19 protein-coding genes are annotated in these 17,186 nt (G+C 71.5%); 10 read left to right on the forward strand and 9 right to left on the reverse strand.

Annotated features, from left to right (window positions below; genetic code table 11):
- Positions 1-265 precede the first annotated feature (265 nt).
- Both ACFYXK_RS21885 and ACFYXK_RS21890 read right to left on the reverse strand, forming a co-directional pair.
- The gene (locus ACFYXK_RS21885) at positions 266-745 is read right to left on the reverse strand and encodes an SRPBCC domain-containing protein (protein ID WP_389412645.1); all 480 of its coding nucleotides are present in this window, start codon (positions 743-745) and stop codon (positions 266-268) included.
- Complete coding sequence (locus ACFYXK_RS21890; RefSeq protein WP_389412646.1) at positions 742-1,215, reverse strand: VOC family protein; 474 nt, start codon at positions 1,213-1,215, stop codon at positions 742-744. The genes ACFYXK_RS21885 and ACFYXK_RS21890 overlap by 4 nt, the downstream gene beginning before the upstream one ends.
- A gap of 65 nt (positions 1,216-1,280) precedes the next feature.
- Here ACFYXK_RS21890 and ACFYXK_RS21895 point away from each other — a divergent pair, with 65 nt between their 5' ends.
- A complete protein-coding gene (locus ACFYXK_RS21895; RefSeq protein WP_389412647.1) occupies positions 1,281-1,724 on the forward strand; it encodes a MarR family winged helix-turn-helix transcriptional regulator in 444 nt (147 codons plus the stop codon).
- Between the two features lies 1 nt (position 1,725).
- Here the strand turns inward: ACFYXK_RS21895 and ACFYXK_RS21900 are convergent, their stop codons facing one another.
- Positions 1,726-2,115 carry a hypothetical protein gene (locus ACFYXK_RS21900; protein ID WP_389412648.1) on the reverse strand — a complete coding sequence of 130 codons (390 nt, stop codon included), beginning with the start codon at positions 2,113-2,115 and terminating at the stop codon, positions 1,726-1,728.
- 291 nt (positions 2,116-2,406) lie between these two features.
- Between ACFYXK_RS21900 and ACFYXK_RS21905 the strand changes: the two genes are divergently transcribed.
- Complete coding sequence (locus ACFYXK_RS21905; protein WP_389412649.1) at positions 2,407-4,083, forward strand: lytic transglycosylase domain-containing protein; 1,677 nt, start codon at positions 2,407-2,409, stop codon at positions 4,081-4,083.
- Positions 4,084-4,281: 198 nt separating this feature from the next.
- Here the strand turns inward: ACFYXK_RS21905 and ACFYXK_RS21910 are convergent, their stop codons facing one another.
- Positions 4,282-4,485, reverse strand: a complete 204-nt coding sequence (locus tag ACFYXK_RS21910; protein WP_030162033.1) for a cold-shock protein — start codon at positions 4,483-4,485, stop codon at positions 4,282-4,284.
- 237 nt (positions 4,486-4,722) lie between these two features.
- On the opposite strand from ACFYXK_RS21910, the gene ACFYXK_RS21915 reads away from it, so the two are divergent.
- The 4 genes from ACFYXK_RS21915 (at position 4,723) to ACFYXK_RS21930 (ending at position 9,621) form a co-directional block, all read left to right on the forward strand.
- On the forward strand, positions 4,723-5,586 hold the full coding sequence (locus ACFYXK_RS21915; RefSeq protein WP_389412650.1) for a menaquinone biosynthetic enzyme MqnA/MqnD family protein: 864 nt from the start codon (positions 4,723-4,725) through the stop codon (positions 5,584-5,586).
- 268 nt (positions 5,587-5,854) lie between these two features.
- Complete coding sequence (locus ACFYXK_RS21920) at positions 5,855-7,639, forward strand: serine/threonine-protein kinase (protein WP_389412651.1); 1,785 nt, start codon at positions 5,855-5,857, stop codon at positions 7,637-7,639.
- 87 nt (positions 7,640-7,726) lie between these two features.
- Positions 7,727-8,926, forward strand: a complete 1,200-nt coding sequence (mqnC, locus tag ACFYXK_RS21925; protein ID WP_266664913.1) for a cyclic dehypoxanthinyl futalosine synthase — start codon at positions 7,727-7,729, stop codon at positions 8,924-8,926.
- A gap of 44 nt (positions 8,927-8,970) precedes the next feature.
- Complete coding sequence (locus tag ACFYXK_RS21930; RefSeq protein WP_389412652.1) at positions 8,971-9,621, forward strand: hypothetical protein; 651 nt, start codon at positions 8,971-8,973, stop codon at positions 9,619-9,621.
- Here ACFYXK_RS21930 and ACFYXK_RS21935 read toward each other — a convergent pair.
- Together ACFYXK_RS21935 and ACFYXK_RS21940 are read right to left on the reverse strand one after the other, a co-directional pair.
- A complete protein-coding gene (locus tag ACFYXK_RS21935) occupies positions 9,587-9,928 on the reverse strand; it encodes a response regulator transcription factor (protein ID WP_389412653.1) in 342 nt (113 codons plus the stop codon). The genes ACFYXK_RS21930 and ACFYXK_RS21935 overlap by 35 nt on opposite strands.
- A gap of 60 nt (positions 9,929-9,988) precedes the next feature.
- Positions 9,989-10,948, reverse strand: a complete 960-nt coding sequence (locus ACFYXK_RS21940) for a DUF3152 domain-containing protein (RefSeq protein WP_389412654.1) — start codon at positions 10,946-10,948, stop codon at positions 9,989-9,991.
- Positions 10,949-11,139: 191 nt separating this feature from the next.
- Here ACFYXK_RS21940 and ACFYXK_RS21945 point away from each other — a divergent pair, with 191 nt between their 5' ends.
- Positions 11,140-11,832: a demethylmenaquinone methyltransferase gene (locus ACFYXK_RS21945; RefSeq protein WP_389412655.1), complete on the forward strand. Its 693-nt coding sequence runs from the start codon at positions 11,140-11,142 to the stop codon at positions 11,830-11,832.
- Between the two features lie 5 nt (positions 11,833-11,837).
- Positions 11,838-12,749 carry a glutaminase gene (locus ACFYXK_RS21950; protein WP_389412656.1) on the forward strand — a complete coding sequence of 304 codons (912 nt, stop codon included), beginning with the start codon at positions 11,838-11,840 and terminating at the stop codon, positions 12,747-12,749.
- Between the two features lie 31 nt (positions 12,750-12,780).
- On the opposite strand, the gene ACFYXK_RS21955 is transcribed toward ACFYXK_RS21950, so the two are convergent.
- Positions 12,781-13,317: a GNAT family N-acetyltransferase gene (locus tag ACFYXK_RS21955; protein WP_389412657.1), complete on the reverse strand. Its 537-nt coding sequence runs from the start codon at positions 13,315-13,317 to the stop codon at positions 12,781-12,783.
- A gap of 100 nt (positions 13,318-13,417) precedes the next feature.
- Here ACFYXK_RS21955 and ACFYXK_RS21960 point away from each other — a divergent pair, with 100 nt between their 5' ends.
- Positions 13,418-14,701 carry a geranylgeranyl reductase family protein gene (locus ACFYXK_RS21960; protein ID WP_389412658.1) on the forward strand — a complete coding sequence of 428 codons (1,284 nt, stop codon included), beginning with the start codon at positions 13,418-13,420 and terminating at the stop codon, positions 14,699-14,701.
- A gap of 57 nt (positions 14,702-14,758) precedes the next feature.
- Here the strand turns inward: ACFYXK_RS21960 and ACFYXK_RS21965 are convergent, their stop codons facing one another.
- Together ACFYXK_RS21965 and ACFYXK_RS21970 are read right to left on the reverse strand one after the other, a co-directional pair.
- Positions 14,759-15,040, reverse strand: a complete 282-nt coding sequence (locus tag ACFYXK_RS21965; protein ID WP_389412659.1) for a hypothetical protein — start codon at positions 15,038-15,040, stop codon at positions 14,759-14,761.
- A gap of 195 nt (positions 15,041-15,235) precedes the next feature.
- Positions 15,236-16,057, reverse strand: coding sequence for a C40 family peptidase (locus ACFYXK_RS21970; protein ID WP_389412660.1), 822 nt, complete (start codon positions 16,055-16,057; stop codon positions 15,236-15,238).
- 758 nt (positions 16,058-16,815) lie between these two features.
- Here ACFYXK_RS21970 and ACFYXK_RS21975 point away from each other — a divergent pair.
- Positions 16,816-17,175 carry an NADH-quinone oxidoreductase subunit A gene (locus tag ACFYXK_RS21975; protein WP_030028256.1) on the forward strand — a complete coding sequence of 120 codons (360 nt, stop codon included), beginning with the start codon at positions 16,816-16,818 and terminating at the stop codon, positions 17,173-17,175.
- The last annotated feature ends 11 nt before the right edge of the window (positions 17,176-17,186 follow it).

Genomic DNA, 17,186 nt, shown 5'->3' on the forward strand with positions numbered 1-17,186 from the left:
GGAGCGCCCTTGAGGGACCGGCACGACACGGAAGGACAGTGGACTGCCGGGAAACCCCCGGACGCTCTCCCGACACCGGACGCGGGGATCCCGCCGGTGGGGTCCCCGCCCCGGGGGTGCAGCCGGGCCGTCGGTGCAACGGCCCGCGCGGGCCGGCCGTCACTTTTCGATCCGGCTGGTCGCAACAGCGCGCGGTCCCGCACGACGCGGCCCCCGACCTGCACCCGCCCCGCAGGCCGAGCCGCCCCGAGCCCCCTCCGCCCGCCTACGACGCGGGGCCGGTGAGGGCCTCGTCCTGGTTCGCCAGGACCTCGTGCCAGGCCGATTCGTGGGCGTCGCGGGCGGCTTCGTCGTAGAACCCGGCGTGGGTGAGGTGCAGCCGTGTGCCGATCGGGTGGGGGCTGAGCTCGACGGTGACCACCGTCTCGGCGCCGGCCGTGCCGGCCCGGCCCGTCACCCAGGTCAGCTCCACCAGCCGGTCGGGCACCAGGCGCAGGAAGCGCCCGTAGTGGGGGTGCCTGGTCCGCGGAGCCCCCGGCTCCTTCGCGAACTCCGTTTCGAAGAAGAACGGCGCGTTCACCTCGGCCGTCATCACCACCGAGCCCGGAGCGGCGAACCAGCGGTCGAACTCCTCGGTCCACGCCGCGTACAGGGTGTGCTCGGAAGCGATCATCGCGCGCTCGACGGTCAGCCGGTGGGGGCGCTCCGTCAGGTCGGGGACGCGGATCGGATCGGTGTCGGTCATGGCACCTCACCGTAGTGAGCGGGGAGCCCGGCGCCCGGCTGCGACGCTCGGTACGACTGGAGCTCCCACAGATTCCCCTCGGGGTCGCGGACCTGGGCGCTGCGCAGCGTCGGGCCCCACTCCGGGCGGTCGGCCGGCGGGCCGGCCGGGGCGGCGCCGCGGGCCAGGCAGGCGGCGTAGGCGGCGTCCACGTCCGGGACACGGCTGACCAGCATCGTGCGGTCGGCCGGGCCGGCCGGGCCGGTGGAGTGGACCGGGCCGGCGGCGCCGGCCGGTGCCGCCGTGGCGGCCATCGTCGCGCGGTCGAACAGTGCGAGCACGCCTTGGCCGTCCACGTCCCACGAGGCGTACGGGCCCTCGGCGCCGCCCCGTGTGCGCGTCGCGCCGAGCAGGGCGGGGAGCAGGGCGTCGTAGAAGCGGAAGGCGTCGCCGAAGCGGGCGACGAGGAGGCGGGTGTGCAGGGCGTCCATGGGGCTCCGTTCACGCGCAATCAGTAGGGTGACACCAATGATTGGTGTCACCCTACAATGTGGCCATGGTTGCCCCCTCGACGCCCCGACTGACCGCCCTCACCCCCTACTTGCTCTCCACGGTGGGCAAGGAGGCCCGCGCCCTCGTCGGCGACCGGGTCGCCGCGCGCGGTCTGCGGCTGTGGGACATGGCCGTGCTCGCGGCCCTCGCCGATCACGGGCCGCAGCCGCAGCGCGATCTCGCCGAGCGGCTCGACGTGCACCCGAGCGACGTGGTCAAGGTGCTCGACGGGCTCGCCCGGCTCGGATACGTCGACCGGGAGCGCGACACGGCCGACCGCCGCCGTGTCCTGGCGAGCATCGGCGAGTCGGGCCGGCGGCTGCTGGGCGAGCTGACCGCGGAGGTCGCGGCCGTCCGCGACGACCTGCTGGCCCCTCTCGACGCGGCGGAACGGGCCACCCTGCACGCGCTTCTGCTGCGCGTGCACACGCACGCGGCGAGCCGGTGATTCAGCGCTTGGGCAGGGCCCGGAGTACGGCCAGTTCCTCGGTGTGGCGGCGCAGGGCCAGGCTGACGGTGCCCGAGGTGTACTGGAAGACGCCGACGGCCGCGAGCGGGAGGGAGACCACGAGCATGCCGAGCAGGTCGGCCGAGTCCCGTGCGACCGCGCAGCGGTCGCCCTCGGCGTCGGCGTAGCTGCGCTTCCCGGAGTCCCCCTCGTCGTAGAAGACGCGGGAGGCGCACGTCCGGGTGCCGCTCGAGCCGAGGCTGAAGGGGGCGAACAGCTGGTACGCGAGCCAGAGCCAGATGCCCCCCGTCGCGATGAACAGGAAGACCCCCACGGTCCGCTTGCGTTCCGCCCGCTGGCGGAAGGTTATTTCGTACGCCTCAGCTGTCATGGGGGCCGAATCTAGCCGAATCCGGCCGGGCGGTCCGGATCCTTTCCTTCGCGCGCCGCGCCGCGCGCTCACGAGCCAAGAACGGTCAAAACAGGGAGTATTGGGGTGTTCCCGGCGCCTGTCTAGATCCTTTGTGCGTTCGGCCGTGAGGACCCGGTGAAGCCGAGACGAATGGTGTGTCACATCTGCCGGGGCAGCGGCGAGTCGTATCCGAATACCTGATAGACAGTGGATATCCACGGCTCGACCCGCCGTATACCTTGTCGGCCGCCTTGGGGGGATCGCCGCACTGTGAAGCCGCTTCACCGTCACCTCGTCAACACCTCGCGCAAGGTCCTGTGTACGGCCGCGCTCGCGGCCAGCCTGACGACCGCCGCCGTGGTGACCAACACGCCCACCGCCGACGCGGGCGAGTCCGAGCCCACCCCGGACAGCCCCCAGGCCACCGACCGCGGCGACGCCCGCCTCGACCTGCCCGACCCGCTCGCCGACCCTGCCGTACCGCCGGCCGGCACTGCGGGTGAGGGTGCCAGCGGCATTCCCGCGACCGCCCTCGACGCGTACCGGCGCGCCGAGGTCTCCGTGGCCGCCGCGCTCCCCGGCTGCAAGCTGCCCTGGCAACTGCTCGCCGGCATAGGCCGGGTCGAGTCCGTGCACGCCTCCGGCTACGGGCTCAAGGCCGACGGCTACACGGAGAAGCCGATCCGCGGTCCCCGCCTCGACGGCAACGGCTTCGCCGAGGTCAAGGACACCGACAAGGGCGAGTTCGACGGGGACGCCGTCTACGACCGCGCCGTCGGCCCGATGCAGTTCATCCCCTCCACCTGGGCCACGTGGGGCGCCGACGGCAACGGGGACTCCAAGCGCGACCCGAACAACATCTACGACGCGGCGCTGGGCGCGGGCCTCTACCTGTGCGCGGGCGACCGGAACCTCTCGGACCAGGCGCAGCTCGACCGGGCGATCCTCAGCTACAACAACTCGCGCGAGTACGTGAACACCGTGGTCGGGTACATGCACCAGTACCAGAACGGTGCCGCGGGCGTGCCGAACCCGCCCGTCGGGAACTACCCGACGCCGCCGGTGACGACGCTGCCGACGCCGTCGCAGACGAAGCCGAGCAATCCGGGCAGCCAGACGCCGAAGCCCACGCCGACCCCGACTCCGACCCCGACGCCCACGCCGTCGAAGCCGGCCGAGCCGCAGAAGCCCGCGCCGACCCCGACCCTGGCCAAGCTGGAGCTGCTCGGCAGCCCGGAGCTCAAGGCCGAGGCCGGGTCCGCGTTCACCGCGGTGCCGCGGATCAAGGCGGTGCTCAGCGACGGCAAGCCGGCCGCCGCGAAGCCCATCCTGTTCGAGCTCAAGGGCGACACGACGGGCAGCTTCATCGGCGCCGAGGGCAAGACCTTCCTCGTGGTCGAGACGGACGCCGAGGGCATCGCGGCCCTGCCCGGCCTGAAGGCCGGAGCCAAGGCGGGCGGGTTCACCCTGCGGGTGGCCGCCTACAACACCGAGGCCCAGCTCACGGTGAACTTCACCGGCACGGTCACGGCGAAGCCGGCGCCGGTCGCGGACAAGCTGACCCGTACCGACGCCGACGCGGCGAAGCCGCTGGAGGTCGTGGCCGGGAGCAGCTTCACGGGCGTGCAGGTCACGGCCACCGCCCAGGACAAGCCGGTGGAGGGTGCGCAGGTCACCGCCGGGCTGGTGGAGAAGAACCAGGACGGCGCGTGGGTGCCGGTGGACCCGGCGAAGGCCAAGGGCCCGTGGTTCAAGGACAAGGACGGCGCGAAGGTGACCAGCCTGCTGCTGGCCCCGGCCGGCGCGGACGGCAAGATCGCGCTGCCCGAGCTGTTCACCACGGACGTCGCCCCGGGCACGTACCACCTCCGCCTGATCACGAAGGACAACGTGGTCCTGGTCCTGGACCTGAAGGTCACGGCAGCCCCGACGACGCCTCCGGCGTAGCGGGCCCGCGCTCAGACGCAAGCCGCCCCGGTCACCGTGCAACGGTGACCGGGGCGGCTTGCGTACGAAGGCCCGATTTTGCCCGCAAAGGCCTCAAGGCGTTCGATGCAAAGGCAGGAGCCCCGCGACCTCCGTCGGAACGGAGGAGGCAGGGCTCCTTGGGTACTGCTATCCAACCGCGAGAGTTGGCCCAGGCGACTAGGCCGGGGTGACGTTCTCCGCCTGCGGGCCCTTCGGACCCTGCGTGACGTCGAAGTTCACCATCTGGTTCTCCTCGAGGGAGCGGAAGCCAGAGGCGTTGATCGCGGAGTAGTGGACGAAGACATCCGGGCCGCCGCCGTCCTGGGCGATGAAGCCGAAGCCCTTTTCAGCGTTGAACCACTTCACGGTTCCGGTAGCCATGAGCCCTCCTATGGGCCAAAGGGTCGCCCTGCTCCAGAACCTGCTAAGAAGTCTGAAAACTACAAAAGCCTGCGGGTCACATTCTCCGCAGGCCTCGTACTGCAAGGGAAACCAAACTGCAACTTGCGTCGAGCCTAGCACGCACACTGCGGCGGAGACCAGAGGGAAAGATCACGTCACCCGGACGTTTGAGGCCCGCCCGAAGGCTGACGCAGACCCGGGGGCTAGTCTCGCGATGTGGACGTCTATCGCAGCCGGCCCCGCGTCGGCCACATTCAGTTCCTGAACTGCCTTCCCCTCTACTGGGGACTGGCCAGAACCGGCACGCTGCTGGACCTGGAGCTGACCAAGGACACCCCCGAGAAGCTCAGTGAGCGGCTCGTCCAGGGGGACCTGGACATGGGTCCCATCACCCTCGTGGAGTTCCTCCGCAACGCCGACCAGCTCGTCGCGTTCCCCGATCTCGCGGTCGGCTGCGACGGCCCGGTCATGTCCTGCGTGATCGTTTCGCAGGTGCCGCTGGAGCGGCTGGACGGGGCCCGGGTCGCCCTCGGCTCGACCTCCCGCACGTCCGTACGCCTTGCCCAGCTGCTGCTTTCCGAGCGGTACGGGGTCCAGCCGGACTACTACACCTGCCCGCCGGACCTGGGCCTGATGATGCAGGAGGCCGACGCGGCCGTGCTGATCGGCGACGCCGCACTGCGGGCCTCGCTGCACGATGCGCCCCGGCTCGGCCTCGACGTGCACGACCTGGGGCTGATGTGGAAGGAGTGGACCGGACTGCCGTTCGTCTTCGCCGTCTGGGCCGCCCGCAAGGACTACCTCGCCCGCGAGCCGGCCGTCGTGCGCAAGGTCCACGAGGCCTTCCTCGACTCCCGCGACCTCTCCCTGGAAGAGGTCGCCAAGGTCGCCGAGCAGGCTGCGCGCTGGGAGGCCTTCGACGCCGATCTGCTCCAGCGGTACTTCACGACGCTCGACTTCCGCTTCGGACCCGAACAGTTGGCCGGTGTAAGGGAATTCGCGCGTCGCACGGGACCGACCACGGGCTATCCCGCGGATGTCGCGGTGGAGCTGCTGAGCGGGGTCGGCGCCAGCCTCTGATCACTTACGGCCTCTTGTGCTGATCGAATTACCGGGCGGTGGACCGGGTTCCGGTAGACGGGCCCGGTAGAGGGGTATCCCGTTTCCCGGGAATTCCCCCTCTTATCGCTTTTCTGTCCCGACCGGCAGGCCCTCGAGCAGCTGCCCGCCGGGTCGGAGCCCGCCGGATCCGCCCCCTGATCCGCCGGACACCCCCTAAGGTGCTCTTGGCGATCAGCGATCAGCGATCAGCGATCAGCGATCAGGGACCACGGGGGAGGGGCAAGCGATGCAGCCGCTCGAAGCCGGCGAACCGCGGACCATCGGCGCGTACCGGTTGCTCGGCCGGCTCGGCTCGGGTGGCATGGGGCGGGTCTACCTGGGGCGCAGTACCGGCGGCCGGACGGTGGCCGTCAAGATCGTGCACCCGCACTTCGCCTCCGACGAGGAGTTCCGCGCCCGGTTCCGCCGCGAGGTCGAGGCCGCCCGGCGGGTCGGCGGCGAGTGGACCGCGCCCGTGCTGGACGCCGACCCGCAGGCTCCGGTCCCGTGGGTGGCCACGGGGTACGTTGCGGGGCCCTCCCTGGGTGGCGCGGTGGCCGCGCACGGGCCCCTTCCGGAGGCCTCCGTACGGGCCGTCGGCGAAGGCCTGGCCCGCGCGCTGGTGGCCGTCCACGGGCTGGGGCTCGTCCACCGGGACGTGAAGCCGTCGAACGTGATGCTGACCCTCGACGGCCCCCGGCTGATCGACTTCGGGATCGCCCGCGCCACGGACGGCACGGCCTCGCTCACCTCCACCGGCGTCTCCATCGGCTCGCCCGGCTACATGTCGCCCGAACAGATCCTCGGCAAGGGGATCACCGGGGCGGCCGACGTCTTCTCGCTCGGCGCCGTGCTGGCCTTCGCGGCGACCGGGCAGCCGCCGTTCACCGGGGACAACTCGGCGACCCTGCTCTACAAGGTGGTCCACGAACCGCCGGACCTCGACGAGGTCCCGGCCGGCGGGCTGCGCGAGCTGATCGCCGCCTGCCTGGCCAAGGCGGCGTCCGACCGGCCCGCGCCGGAGGAGATCGCGCAGGCACTCGCCGGCGCTCTGAGCGTCCCCGGCTGGCTTCCCGCGCCCCTGGTGGAGGAGGCCAGCCGCGCGGCGGTCGCCCTGCTCGACCTGGAGGCCGCACCGGCCGGCCCCGCCGCGGCGCCCGGCTTCGAACCCGCTTCGGCGCCGGTGCCGTTCACGGCCTCCTCGTCCGGGGGACCGGCGGTCGGTTTCGGGGCGCCGGACCCCTCGTACGGGAGCGCGGCCGTGTCCGGCGCCGGCTCGGCGGGCACCTCGTACGGCCCGTACGGTCCGCCCGCGGACGCGGTGCACGGCCCCTACGGGCCGCCGCCGGGCGCCGTCCACGGCAGCCCCACCGAGACCGCCGGCGGGGGTGTGCCGCAGCCGCGGACCGCACCCGACCAGGCGCGCCAGGTCACCTTCAGCGCGGCCGGGCGGCGGTTCAGCTGCTCGCTGGTCCTCGCGGCGACGGCCGTCCTGGCCGTGCTGTCCGGGGGCGGGCTGTACGGACTCGGGCTGCTGCCGGGTACGGGCGGCGACTCCGACCAGCACGCGTCCGGGGACTCCGCAGCCACGCCCCCGGCGACGGCGGCGTCCGGCACCCCCGCCCCGACGGGCTCGGCCACGCCTTCGGCGGCCACGCCGACCGGCACCCGGGGCGACGTCCCCAAGGAGCTCACCGGCACCTGGAAGGGGACGGTCACCACCGCCCGCGCGGGGGTCTCCAGCGAGTTCCAGATCACCATCAAGGGCGGCAAGGTCGGCGAGGTCGTCGCCCGGGACAAGTCGATCCTCCCGCTCTTCGGCACCGACTGCAGCGGCGACTGGAAGCTCTCCTCCGCCACCGACCGCTCCCTCGTCCTCGACACGGCGGGCGGCCCCAACCCGGCCCCCGGCATCTGCTCCAACGGGTCCGCCGACGAGCGCTTCACCCTCAACGCCAACGGGACGCTCCACTACAAGTCGGGCGACGGCCCGGCCGGAAACCCCGAAGGCGACCTGACCCGCATCCCCTGAAAGCCGCGGACGGCCCCTGGCGTAGGCTGGATCGGTCCGTACCTCTTGACACACCGCCTTGACACACCGCCGAAAGGTGACGCACCGGTGACCGACCAGGCCGCTCTCCAGTCTGTCCTCGACCGCGCCGCCGCAGGGGGCCGGATCACCAAGGAAGAGGCGCTCGACCTCTACCGGCACGCCCCGCTGCACGCGCTCGGCCAGGCGGCCGACGCGGTGCGCCGCCGCCGCTACGCCGGCACCGAGCACATCGCGACGTACATCATCGAGCGCAACATCAACTACACCAACGTGTGCGTCACGGCGTGCAAGTTCTGTGCCTTCTACGCGGCCCCGAAGGACACCAAGAAGGGCTGGTCCCGCGACCTCGACGACATCCTGCGCCGCTGCGCGGAGACCGTGGAGCTCGGCGGCACGCAGGTGATGTTCCAGGGCGGGCACCACCCGGACTACGGCGTGGAGTACTACGAGGAGCACTTCTCCGCCATCAAGAAGGCGTTCCCGCAGCTGGTCATCCACTCCCTCGGCGCGTCCGAGGTCGACCACATGGCCCGCATCTCCGGCGTCTCCGCGGAGGAGGCCATCCGCCGCATCCACGCGGCCGGCCTCGACTCGTTCGCGGGCGCCGGCGCCGAACTCCTGCCGGAGCGGCCGCGCAAGGCGATCGCCCCGCTGAAGGAGTCCGGCGAGCGCTGGCTGGAGATCATGGAGATCGCCCACAAGCTGGGCGTGGAGTCCACCTCCACCATGCTCATGGGCACCGGCGAGACCAACGCCGAGCGCATCGAGCACATCGCGATGATCCGCGACACGCAGGACCGCACGGGCGGCTTCCGCGCGTTCATCCCGTACACGTACCAGCCCGAGAACAACCACCTCAAGGGCCGGACCCAGGCGACGGTCTTCGAGTACCTGCGCATGATCGCGATCGCGCGGCTCTTCCTCGACAACATCGCCCACATCCAGGGCTCCTGGCTGACCGTGGGCAAGGAGGCGGGCCAGCTCTCGCTGCACTACGGCGCGGACGACCTCGGCTCGATCATGCTCGAGGAGAACGTGGTCTCCTCGGCCGGGGCCAAGCACCGCTCCAACCGCCAGGAGATCATCGACCTGATCCGCAAGGCGGGCCGCGTCCCCGCGCAGCGCGCGACGACGTACGAACACCTGCTGGTGCACGACGACCCGGCGAACGACCCGGTCGACGACCGCGTGGTCTCGCACATCTCGTCCACGGCGATCGAGGGCGGCACGGCGCACCCCGAGCTGAAGCTCATCTCGACGAACTGACGACTCGACGATCCGAGACGGACTGACGACGGACTGACGCGCCCGTGCTGACCCTCCACACCGCCGAACTGCTCGTCCCGGGGGCGGGTTCCGCCGCGCTGCCCGGCGGGGCCGTCCTCGTCGACGGCGACCTGATCGCCCGCGTGGGCCCGTACGCGGAGCTCGCCGCGGAGTTCCCGCACGCGCGGGTCCGGCGCTGGCCCGGTGTGCTGACCCCGGGGCTGTTCGTGCGCGGGGCGGACGTGCTGCTGGAGCGCACGTACTACCCGGACGACCCGTACGAGACCGCCGAGCTCGGCGCCGACCCGATCACCGGCGCCGAGGCACTGGCCGGCCTGTTGCCGACCGAGTCCCGCTGGGGCAACAGCGCCCGCCGGGCCACGCAGAAGCTGCTGGCCCGCGGGGTGGTGGCGGTGGCCGGGCGGCTCACGATCCCGGCGGTGCGGACGGCGGTGGTCCGCTCGGGGCTGACGCTCCTCCCGCCGGCGGCCGCGGTGTCCCCGGGCCCGCCCTCGCTGGACCCGTTCGCCGGCCGGGACAGGGCCGAGCAGGCCTTCTTCGGCATCCTGGAGCCGGGCGCCCCGGCCCGTTTCGCGGTGTTCGCGGTACCCGACGCCGAGGCGCTGCTCGCCCGGGGCGCCGCCACCTGCGTGGCCACGGTCATCGCGGGCCGCCTCCTCCACCGCCGCCGCTAGGCAGTGTCCTCCCGGGGCCCGTCCTCCGGATCGGGCGCTGGGTTCTGCCGCCCTCGCGGGCCAGGGCGGCCAGGAGGCAGGCCTGGAGGCGGCTGATGCCGCCCAGTTTCGCCCGTATGTTGTGGACGTGGAACTTGACCGTGCTGACGGACAGTTGCAGCTCGCCGGCGAGTTCCGCGTTCGAGGCGCCCGTCGCGAGGCACAGGAACACGGTCGACTCCTGCTCGGTGAGCTGGACCTCCGGCCGCACCTCCTCCCCCGTACGGGGCGGAAACCAGGCGGGGACGCTGAAGCTGACGACACGCACGTTTCCACTCCTCGCCCCGGCCGATGCCCGAATCGTCGACTCATCGGCTCTCCCTGTGCCCTAAGGGACGGGCGGTCCCGACAGGTAGGTTCCATTTCCGTCGAACGGCCATGCGTTGGCCTCGCAGCCGAGCAGCCCCTTGATCTGCTGCATCATTGCCGGGGCGCGCTTTCCGGGGCCGGGGCAGGTCTCGTGGTCGCGGCCTATCTCGTGGCCCACCTCGTGGTTGACGATCAGCGCCCGGTACTCCTCCACGGCGCCCTTGAACTGCGGTGATCCCTCCAGCCAGCGCTTGAGGTTCACCACGACCGTGTGACCGGCCCGGCAGTTCGTCTCGCCGATGAGCTCCGGGGTGACCACCTCGCACAGCCGGTCGGTGGTCTTGGGTGTGGCGATCTTCACCGTGAAGTCCACCGGCTGGCCGGCGCCGACGAGCTGGAAGCCGTACGCCGGGTCCTTGGTCCAGCCGCGGGGGTCCCCGAGGATCGCCTCCACCGACTGGGCGGCGGCGTTGGGGTCGACCCCGCTGCCCTCCTCGACCTCGATGCGCCAGCGGCGTGCGGGCCCCTTGCCCTGCGGCTGCCCCGAGCGGGAGGAGGCCGCGAACACCCCCGGCCCGGACTGCGGGACGGTGGAGGCCGAGCTGCCGCCGCCGGGCTTCGAGGTCGCGCCGCCCGGGTCCGGCGAGGCCGGGGCGGAGGACTGCCCGGGCGCGGGCGCGCCGGACGAGGCCGACGGGGACGGAGCGGCGGCGGGGTCCCGGTCGGGCGATGCGGAGGCCGGCGCGGCCACGCTGTCGGAGACGGAGGCGGCGTCGTCCAGCGGCACGATCGCGTACGCGGTCGCCGAGAGGGCGACCACCGCGGCCGAGCCGAGGACGGTACGGCGCAACCGCCTGCGCCGCTCGGCCCGGCGCTGGGCGCGGGGGCCGAGGGCGGAGCGTCGACCGGTGGAATGGCCTGCCGGCATCGTGAACCCTTTGTTCGGCAATATCTTCATGATCTTCACGAACGTGTTCATGGAAATGCTCGTGAATGTCGTGTTTCGGTAGGCCTTGTCAGGCCCTACCGGCCAGTCAACGCGGACGCGCGGGCTCCGCGTAACTGTCCTTCGGGCCAGTTGTGCCCCCGGCGGTGGGGCGTGGGGGCGCCTGCGAGAATGGCCCGGTATCAGCCCACCCGCACCGCACCGCACCTGAGGGGCCAACGCCAGTGACCCGCGCTTCCCTGGACAAGCAGCCGCACGAAGTCGCCTCCATGTTCGACGGTGTGGCGGCGAACTACGATCTCACCAACGACGTCCTCTCCCTCGGGCAGGCCCGCCTGTGGCGCAAGGAGGTCGCCAAGGCGGTCGGTGCGCGTCCGGGGCACACGGTGCTGGACCTGGCCGCCGGAACCGCGACCTCCTCGCTGCCGTTCGCCGCGACCGGCGCCTACGTCGTCCCCTGCGACTTCTCCCTCGGCATGCTCCGCGAGGGCAAGAAGCGGCACGCCTGGCTGCCGCTGACCGCGGGCGACGCGACGAAGCTGCCGTTCAAGGACGACGTCTTCGACACCGTGACGATCTCCTTCGGGCTGCGCAACGTCCAGGACACCGACGCCGCGCTGCGCGAGCTGTACCGGGTGACGAAGCCCGGCGGCCAGGTCGTCATCTGCGAGTTCTCCCAGCCGACCTGGGCGCCGTTCCGCACGGTGTACGTGGAGTACCTGATGCGCGCCCTGCCGCCGGTGGCCCGCGCCGTGTCCTCCAACCCCGACGCGTACGTGTACCTCGCCGAGTCGATCCGCGAGTGGCCGGACCAGCCGGCGCTGGCCGGGCTGCTGCAGAAGGCCGGCTGGTCCAAGGTCGCCTGGCGCAACCTGAGCGGCGGGATCGTCGCGCTGCACCGCGGTTCCAAGGCGTAGGAGGCGTGGACTACCAGGCCCTCCTGGAGCAGATCGCGGCGGACGTCGCCCCGTTGGTGGGCAGCGGCACACCGGCCGAGTACATCCCGGCGCTCGCGTCCGTGGATCCCGGGCAGTTCGGGATGGCCGTCGCCGATCTCGACGGCAACGTCTTCGGGGTGGGGGACTGGCAGGTTCCGTTCTCCGCCCAGTCCATCACCAAGGTCTTCGCCCTGGCCCTGGCGCTGGCCGAGGGCGGCGACAGCCTGTGGGAGCGGGTCGGCCGCGAGCCGTCGGGCAACCCGTTCAACTCCCTCGTGCAGCTGGAGTACGAGAACGGGATCCCGCGCAATCCGTTCATCAACGCGGGCGCGCTCGTGGTCACCGACCGGCTGCAGACCCTGACGGGCGACGCGAGCAGCGAGCTCCTGAAGTTCCTCCAGGAGGAGAGCGGCAACCCGGACCTCGGCTTCGACGCGGAGGTGGCGGCCTCGGAGCACGAGCACGGGGACCGCAATGCCGCGCTGGCCCATTTCATGGCCTCGTACGGGAACATCGACAACCCCGTGCCGGCGCTGCTGGACCACTACTTCTGGCAGTGCTCGATCGAGATGTCCTGCGCGGACCTGGCGCGGGCGGGGCGCTTCCTGGCCCGCCACGGGCTGCGCGCGGACGGCTCCCGCCTCCTCACGCGCAGCGAGGCGAAGCAGGTCAATGCGGTGATGCTGACCTGTGGGACGTACGACGCGGCGGGGGAGTTCGCGTACCGCGTCGGCCTGCCGGGCAAGAGCGGCGTGGGCGGCGGGATCGTGGCGGTCGTCCCGGGCCGCTGCACGCTGGCCGCGTGGAGCCCGGGCCTCGACCTCCACGGCAACTCCGTCGCGGCGGCAGCCGCCCTCGACCGCTTCACGACCCTGACGGGCCTTTCCGTCTTCTGACCGCCCGCCCGCTCCCCGGAGCCGGCGGGGGTCACTCCGGGGCGAGGGACAGTTCGTAGCGGCGGCCGTAGCGGACTGCGTTCGGCAGGAGGAAGCGCTCCGCGAGCTTCATGCCCAGCCGCTCCGCGACCGCGATCGAGCGCCTGTTCTCGTCGTTGATCATCGCCACCACCTTCGGAACGCCCGCCTCCCGCAGCCGGTCGAGGGTGGCCAGCGCCGCGGCGTACGCGTAGCCCCGGCCCCAGGCGGAGCGGGCCAGGCGCCAGCCGATCTCGATCTCGCCCACCGGGCCCCACTCCTTCTCCGCCGGCCACGGCTGCGCGCCCGTGAAGCCGATCACCGCACCCTCCGCGTCCAGCAGCGTCCACAGGCAGTAGCCGAGCAGTGCGTCGTGCATCCGCTGCCGCGCGGTGAACTCCTCGTACAGGGACAGCTCGGCGGGGCCGCCGAGGAACTCCATGACATCGGGGTCGTCGAAGACCCCGTGCCAGGCCCGCGCGTCCTCATCGGTGGGCACGCGCAGCTGTACGACGGGGAGCGAGGCGGGCGAAGCAGGCGAGGTGGTCATCGGGGGGCAGCCCTTCGGGTTCGTGATCTCTCTCGCTGCATAGACTGCACATGTCCTGTGCCGTTGGGCACCCCTTATCGAGCCTTCGGGAGACCCCGCAGTGACCGAGCCCCTCTCCGAACACTCCGCGGATGTGATCGTCGTCGGAGCCGGGCCCGCCGGCTCGACCACCGCCTACTACCTCGCCAAGGCCGGACTGGACGTCCTGCTGCTGGAGAAGACGGCCTTCCCGCGCGAGAAGGTCTGCGGCGACGGCCTGACCCCGCGCGCCACCAAGCAGCTGGTGGCGATGGGCATCGACATCTCCGAAGAGGCCGGCTGGCTCCGCAACAAGGGCCTGCGGATCATCGGCGGCGGCCAGCGGCTCCAGCTGGACTGGCCGGAACTCGCCTCCTTCCCGGACTACGGACTGGTCCGCAAGCGCGACGACTTCGACGAGACCCTGGCCCGCCAGGCCCAGAAGGCCGGCGCGCGCCTGTACGAGCGCTGCACCGTCGGCGAGCCCGTCCGCGACCCGCGCACCGGCCACATCACCGGCGTGCACGCCAAGCTGGGCGAGGAGAAGACCCCGGTCACCTTCAGCGCCCCGCTGGTCGTGGCCGCCGACGGCAACTCCTCCCGTCTGTCGCTGGCGATGGGCCTGCACCGGCGCGAGGACCGCCCGATGGGCGTCGCGGTCCGGACGTACTTCACCTCGCCCCGGCACGACGACGACTACCTCGAGTCCTGGCTGGAGCTGTGGGACCGGCGCGGTCCGCAGGACCGGCTGCTGCCCGGCTACGGCTGGATCTTCGGCATGGGCGACGGCACGTCCAACGTCGGCCTCGGCATCCTCAACTCCTCCTCCGCCTTCAAGGAGCTGGACTGGCGCGAGGTCCTCAAGGCCTGGTGCGCGTCCATGCCGGCGGACTGGGGCTACACCCCCGAGAACATGACGCAGCCGATCCGCGGCGCGGCCCTGCCGATGGCCTTCAACCGGCAGCCGCACTACACCAAGGGCCTGCTGCTGGTCGGTGACGCGGGCGGACTCGTCAACCCGTTCAACGGCGAGGGCATCGCGTATGCGATGGAATCGGGGCAGATCGCGGCCGACGTCATCGTGCAGGCGCACGCCCGGGCCACTCCGGCCCAGCGCGAACTGGCGCTGCACAGCTACCCGAAGGTGCTCAAGGAGACCTACGGCGGCTACTACACGCTCGGCCGCGCCTTCGTGAAGCTGATCGGCAACCCGAAGGTCATGAAGGTCGCCACCCAGCGCGGCCTGACCCACCCGGTCCTGATGAAGTTCACGCTGAAGATGCTCGCCAACCTGACCGACCCGGCGGGCGGCGACGCGATGGACCGCATCATCAACGGCCTCTCGAAGGTGGCCCCCAAGGCCTGAGCCGCGCTGCGCCGAGGAGCGGGCCGGGCCGGGATTCCACCGGTCCGGCCCGCTTCGTCACTCCCGGCCCCGCCGGGTCCGGTCCCCGTGGGCCGGCTGCCGCGGGCCGTGGACCGTCCGTACGCAGCGGGCCACCAGCACCGTCCCCCACACCAGCAGCGCGCACGCAACGGCCCAGCCGAGCCCCAGAATGACGGGATGTCCGGGTTTGTGCCACGGGCGGGTGGTGTTCAGCAGCCAGCCGCCGATGGCGAGCAGGAAGAGCCCGGCGGCGGCGGGTACGGCCGTCGGGTCGGCGCCCTCCCCGCCGGAGCCGTGTTCCTCGTACGCGTCGGTCATTGCGGTCCGGCACCTCCTGGCCTGAATCGGGCGCTGCGCACCGCCATCCTCTCAGGGCGCCGGCGAACGCGGAAAGGGCCGGCACTCCGCCCCCGAGCGGGGGAGTGCCGGCCCTCGGGCCGTGCCGAGACGTGCCTGAGACGCGCCTGAGAGGGGCTCAGGAGCCCCTGGGGAACCTCAGGGGACGTCAGGGGGTCAGAGGACGCGGCGGGCGCCCGTCGGCGGGTCGTAGCTCAGGGAGCGCTCGACGATGCCCGTGCCGGAGTTCTGGGCGCCCACGAACTTGCCGCCGCCGACGTAGATGGCGACGTGGTAGGCGCTGCCGCTGGGGCCCCAGTACAGGATGTCGCCCGGCTGCAGGGCGCTCAGGGAGACCGCGGAGCCCCTCGTGGACTGGTCCTGCGACACGCGCGGCAGGGAGACGCCGGCCTGGCGGTAGGCGGCCTGGACGAGACCGGAGCAGTCGAAGGAGTACGGGCCGGTACCGCCCGAGATGTACGCCTTGCCGACCTGCGCGCGGGCGAAGTTGACGATGGCGGCGGCGGAGCCGGCGGCCGGGGCGGCCACGGTGTCCTCGTCGTTGGACGCGGCGGTGCTCTGCAGCGAGCCGCGGGCGGAGCTGCGGGTGGCGCGCTCGGCCACGGCCTTGCGGTCCGCCTCCTCCTTCGCCTTCTTCTCGGCGTCGGCCTTCTCGGCGTCTTCCTTGGCCTTCTTCGCCTCGGCGGCGGCGCCGGTGCGCGCCTGCTCCTCCTGGGAGCGCAGCTCACCGGTGACGGCGGCGGCGGCCGTGTTCTCGGCGGCGGTGGTGACGGCGGAGGAGACGTCGGCGGCCAGGTCCAGGTTCAGGACCGGCATTTCGAGCGTCGTCTCGGTCACGGGCTCGGACGGGGACGCGCTCGCCGTGCCGGCCATCGCCAGGGTGCTGAGGACGCCACCGGCAACTCCGGCGCGGACCGCGAGCTTCGAGGCGCTGCGACGGGGCTTCCGGTGGCTGGGTATGTGAGCGGTGTGGGACATGAGGACAACCGCTATCAGGGCGTCCGGGGTCCCTTCAAGAAACGTGGTCTGCGCCACAGTTGCGCGCGAAGCGGGCTAACCGGGCGCGTCGCGCGTCTTATTGACGCCGTAACGGACGTATCGGACACCCCTTCATAAGGCTGTGATCAAGGGGTTTCCGCAATAAGTCCGAATTGATCTGCGGCCTACCATCCCTGCGCACAGATGGCCAAGCCCTCTTTCGGAACCAAGAATTCGACGTGGCGCAGGTCACAGGAATGTCTCGCTGTGAGGGCGCTGTGGCCTGTCCGTGACCCAGCCGTGAAGTTGCCGTGCGGTGGGACCCGGCGCTCGTGAACGTGTGCACGCGTCCACTCCCGTCCCCGGGGGCTCCCCCGACCGGGCGACGCGGCTTCCTTTACCCTGCAAGGCTTGATGGCGCAAATTTGCCTGCACCCGACATCGTTTGATAGTGCCGCCCGCCTTCTACCTGCGGTAACGGGGTCGGATGTCACCTTTGGTGATCATGTGGATGCTTCGCGTATGAAGATCACAGCTCATCGGACTTCATGATCGTTCGTCAGGTGGTGGAGATCACAAACTCCTTGTTGTTACCCGTGTCGCAGATCACAGACCGACGGGCATAAGATGCGCAGCAGTCCGGCTTGTGAACTGCCTCACATGCAAGTGCTCGATCACAGCGTGATCTTCGCGAGGCGGCTCGCTCGGCGCCGGCACAGCGGTCCAACGGTCAAGGACGACTGGAAGGAGCGAGGAGCGTGAATGCGTACGCGCCCATCCTCGTGCTCGGCGCCCTCGGCGCAGGGTTTGCGATCTTCTCCGTGGTCATGGCCACGCTGATCGGCCCAAAACGGTACAACCGGGCGAAGCTCGAGGCGTACGAGTGCGGCATCGAGCCGACGCCCACGCCGGCCGGCGGCGGTCGCTTCCCCATCAAGTACTACCTGACGGCGATGCTGTTCATCGTCTTCGACATCGAAGTTGTCTTCCTCTACCCCTGGGCCGTCACCTTCGACTCCCTGGGGATCTTCGGGCTCGTCGAGATGCTGCTCTTCGTGCTCACCGTCTTCGTCGCCTACGCCTACGTGTGGCGCCGCGGCGGCCTGGAATGGGACTGAGGGGCTGAATT

Source organism: Streptomyces sp. NPDC002209 (assembly GCF_042890265.1).
In the GTDB taxonomy this organism is placed as follows: domain Bacteria; phylum Actinomycetota; class Actinomycetes; order Streptomycetales; family Streptomycetaceae; genus Streptomyces.

Excerpts from the sequence above, each read along its gene's own strand:
- ACFYXK_RS21920 (WP_389412651.1), top strand. The coding sequence starts at position 5,855 with ATGCAGCCGCTCGAAGCCGGCGAACCGCGGACCATCGGCGCGTACCGG.
- ACFYXK_RS21910 (WP_030162033.1), bottom strand. The coding sequence starts at position 4,485 with ATGGCTACCGGAACCGTGAAGTGGTTCAACGCTGAAAAGGGCTTCGGC.
- ACFYXK_RS21890 (WP_389412646.1), bottom strand. The coding sequence starts at position 1,215 with ATGGACGCCCTGCACACCCGCCTCCTCGTCGCCCGCTTCGGCGACGCC.
- ACFYXK_RS21955 (WP_389412657.1), bottom strand. The coding sequence starts at position 13,317 with ATGACCACCTCGCCTGCTTCGCCCGCCTCGCTCCCCGTCGTACAGCTG.
- ACFYXK_RS21895 (WP_389412647.1), top strand. The coding sequence starts at position 1,281 with ATGGTTGCCCCCTCGACGCCCCGACTGACCGCCCTCACCCCCTACTTG.
- ACFYXK_RS21900 (WP_389412648.1), bottom strand. The coding sequence starts at position 2,115 with ATGACAGCTGAGGCGTACGAAATAACCTTCCGCCAGCGGGCGGAACGC.
- ACFYXK_RS21885 (WP_389412645.1), bottom strand. The coding sequence starts at position 745 with ATGACCGACACCGATCCGATCCGCGTCCCCGACCTGACGGAGCGCCCC.
- ACFYXK_RS21965 (WP_389412659.1), bottom strand. The coding sequence starts at position 15,040 with ATGACCGACGCGTACGAGGAACACGGCTCCGGCGGGGAGGGCGCCGAC.
- ACFYXK_RS21970 (WP_389412660.1), bottom strand. The coding sequence starts at position 16,057 with ATGTCCCACACCGCTCACATACCCAGCCACCGGAAGCCCCGTCGCAGC.
- ACFYXK_RS21940 (WP_389412654.1), bottom strand. The coding sequence starts at position 10,948 with ATGAACACGTTCGTGAAGATCATGAAGATATTGCCGAACAAAGGGTTC.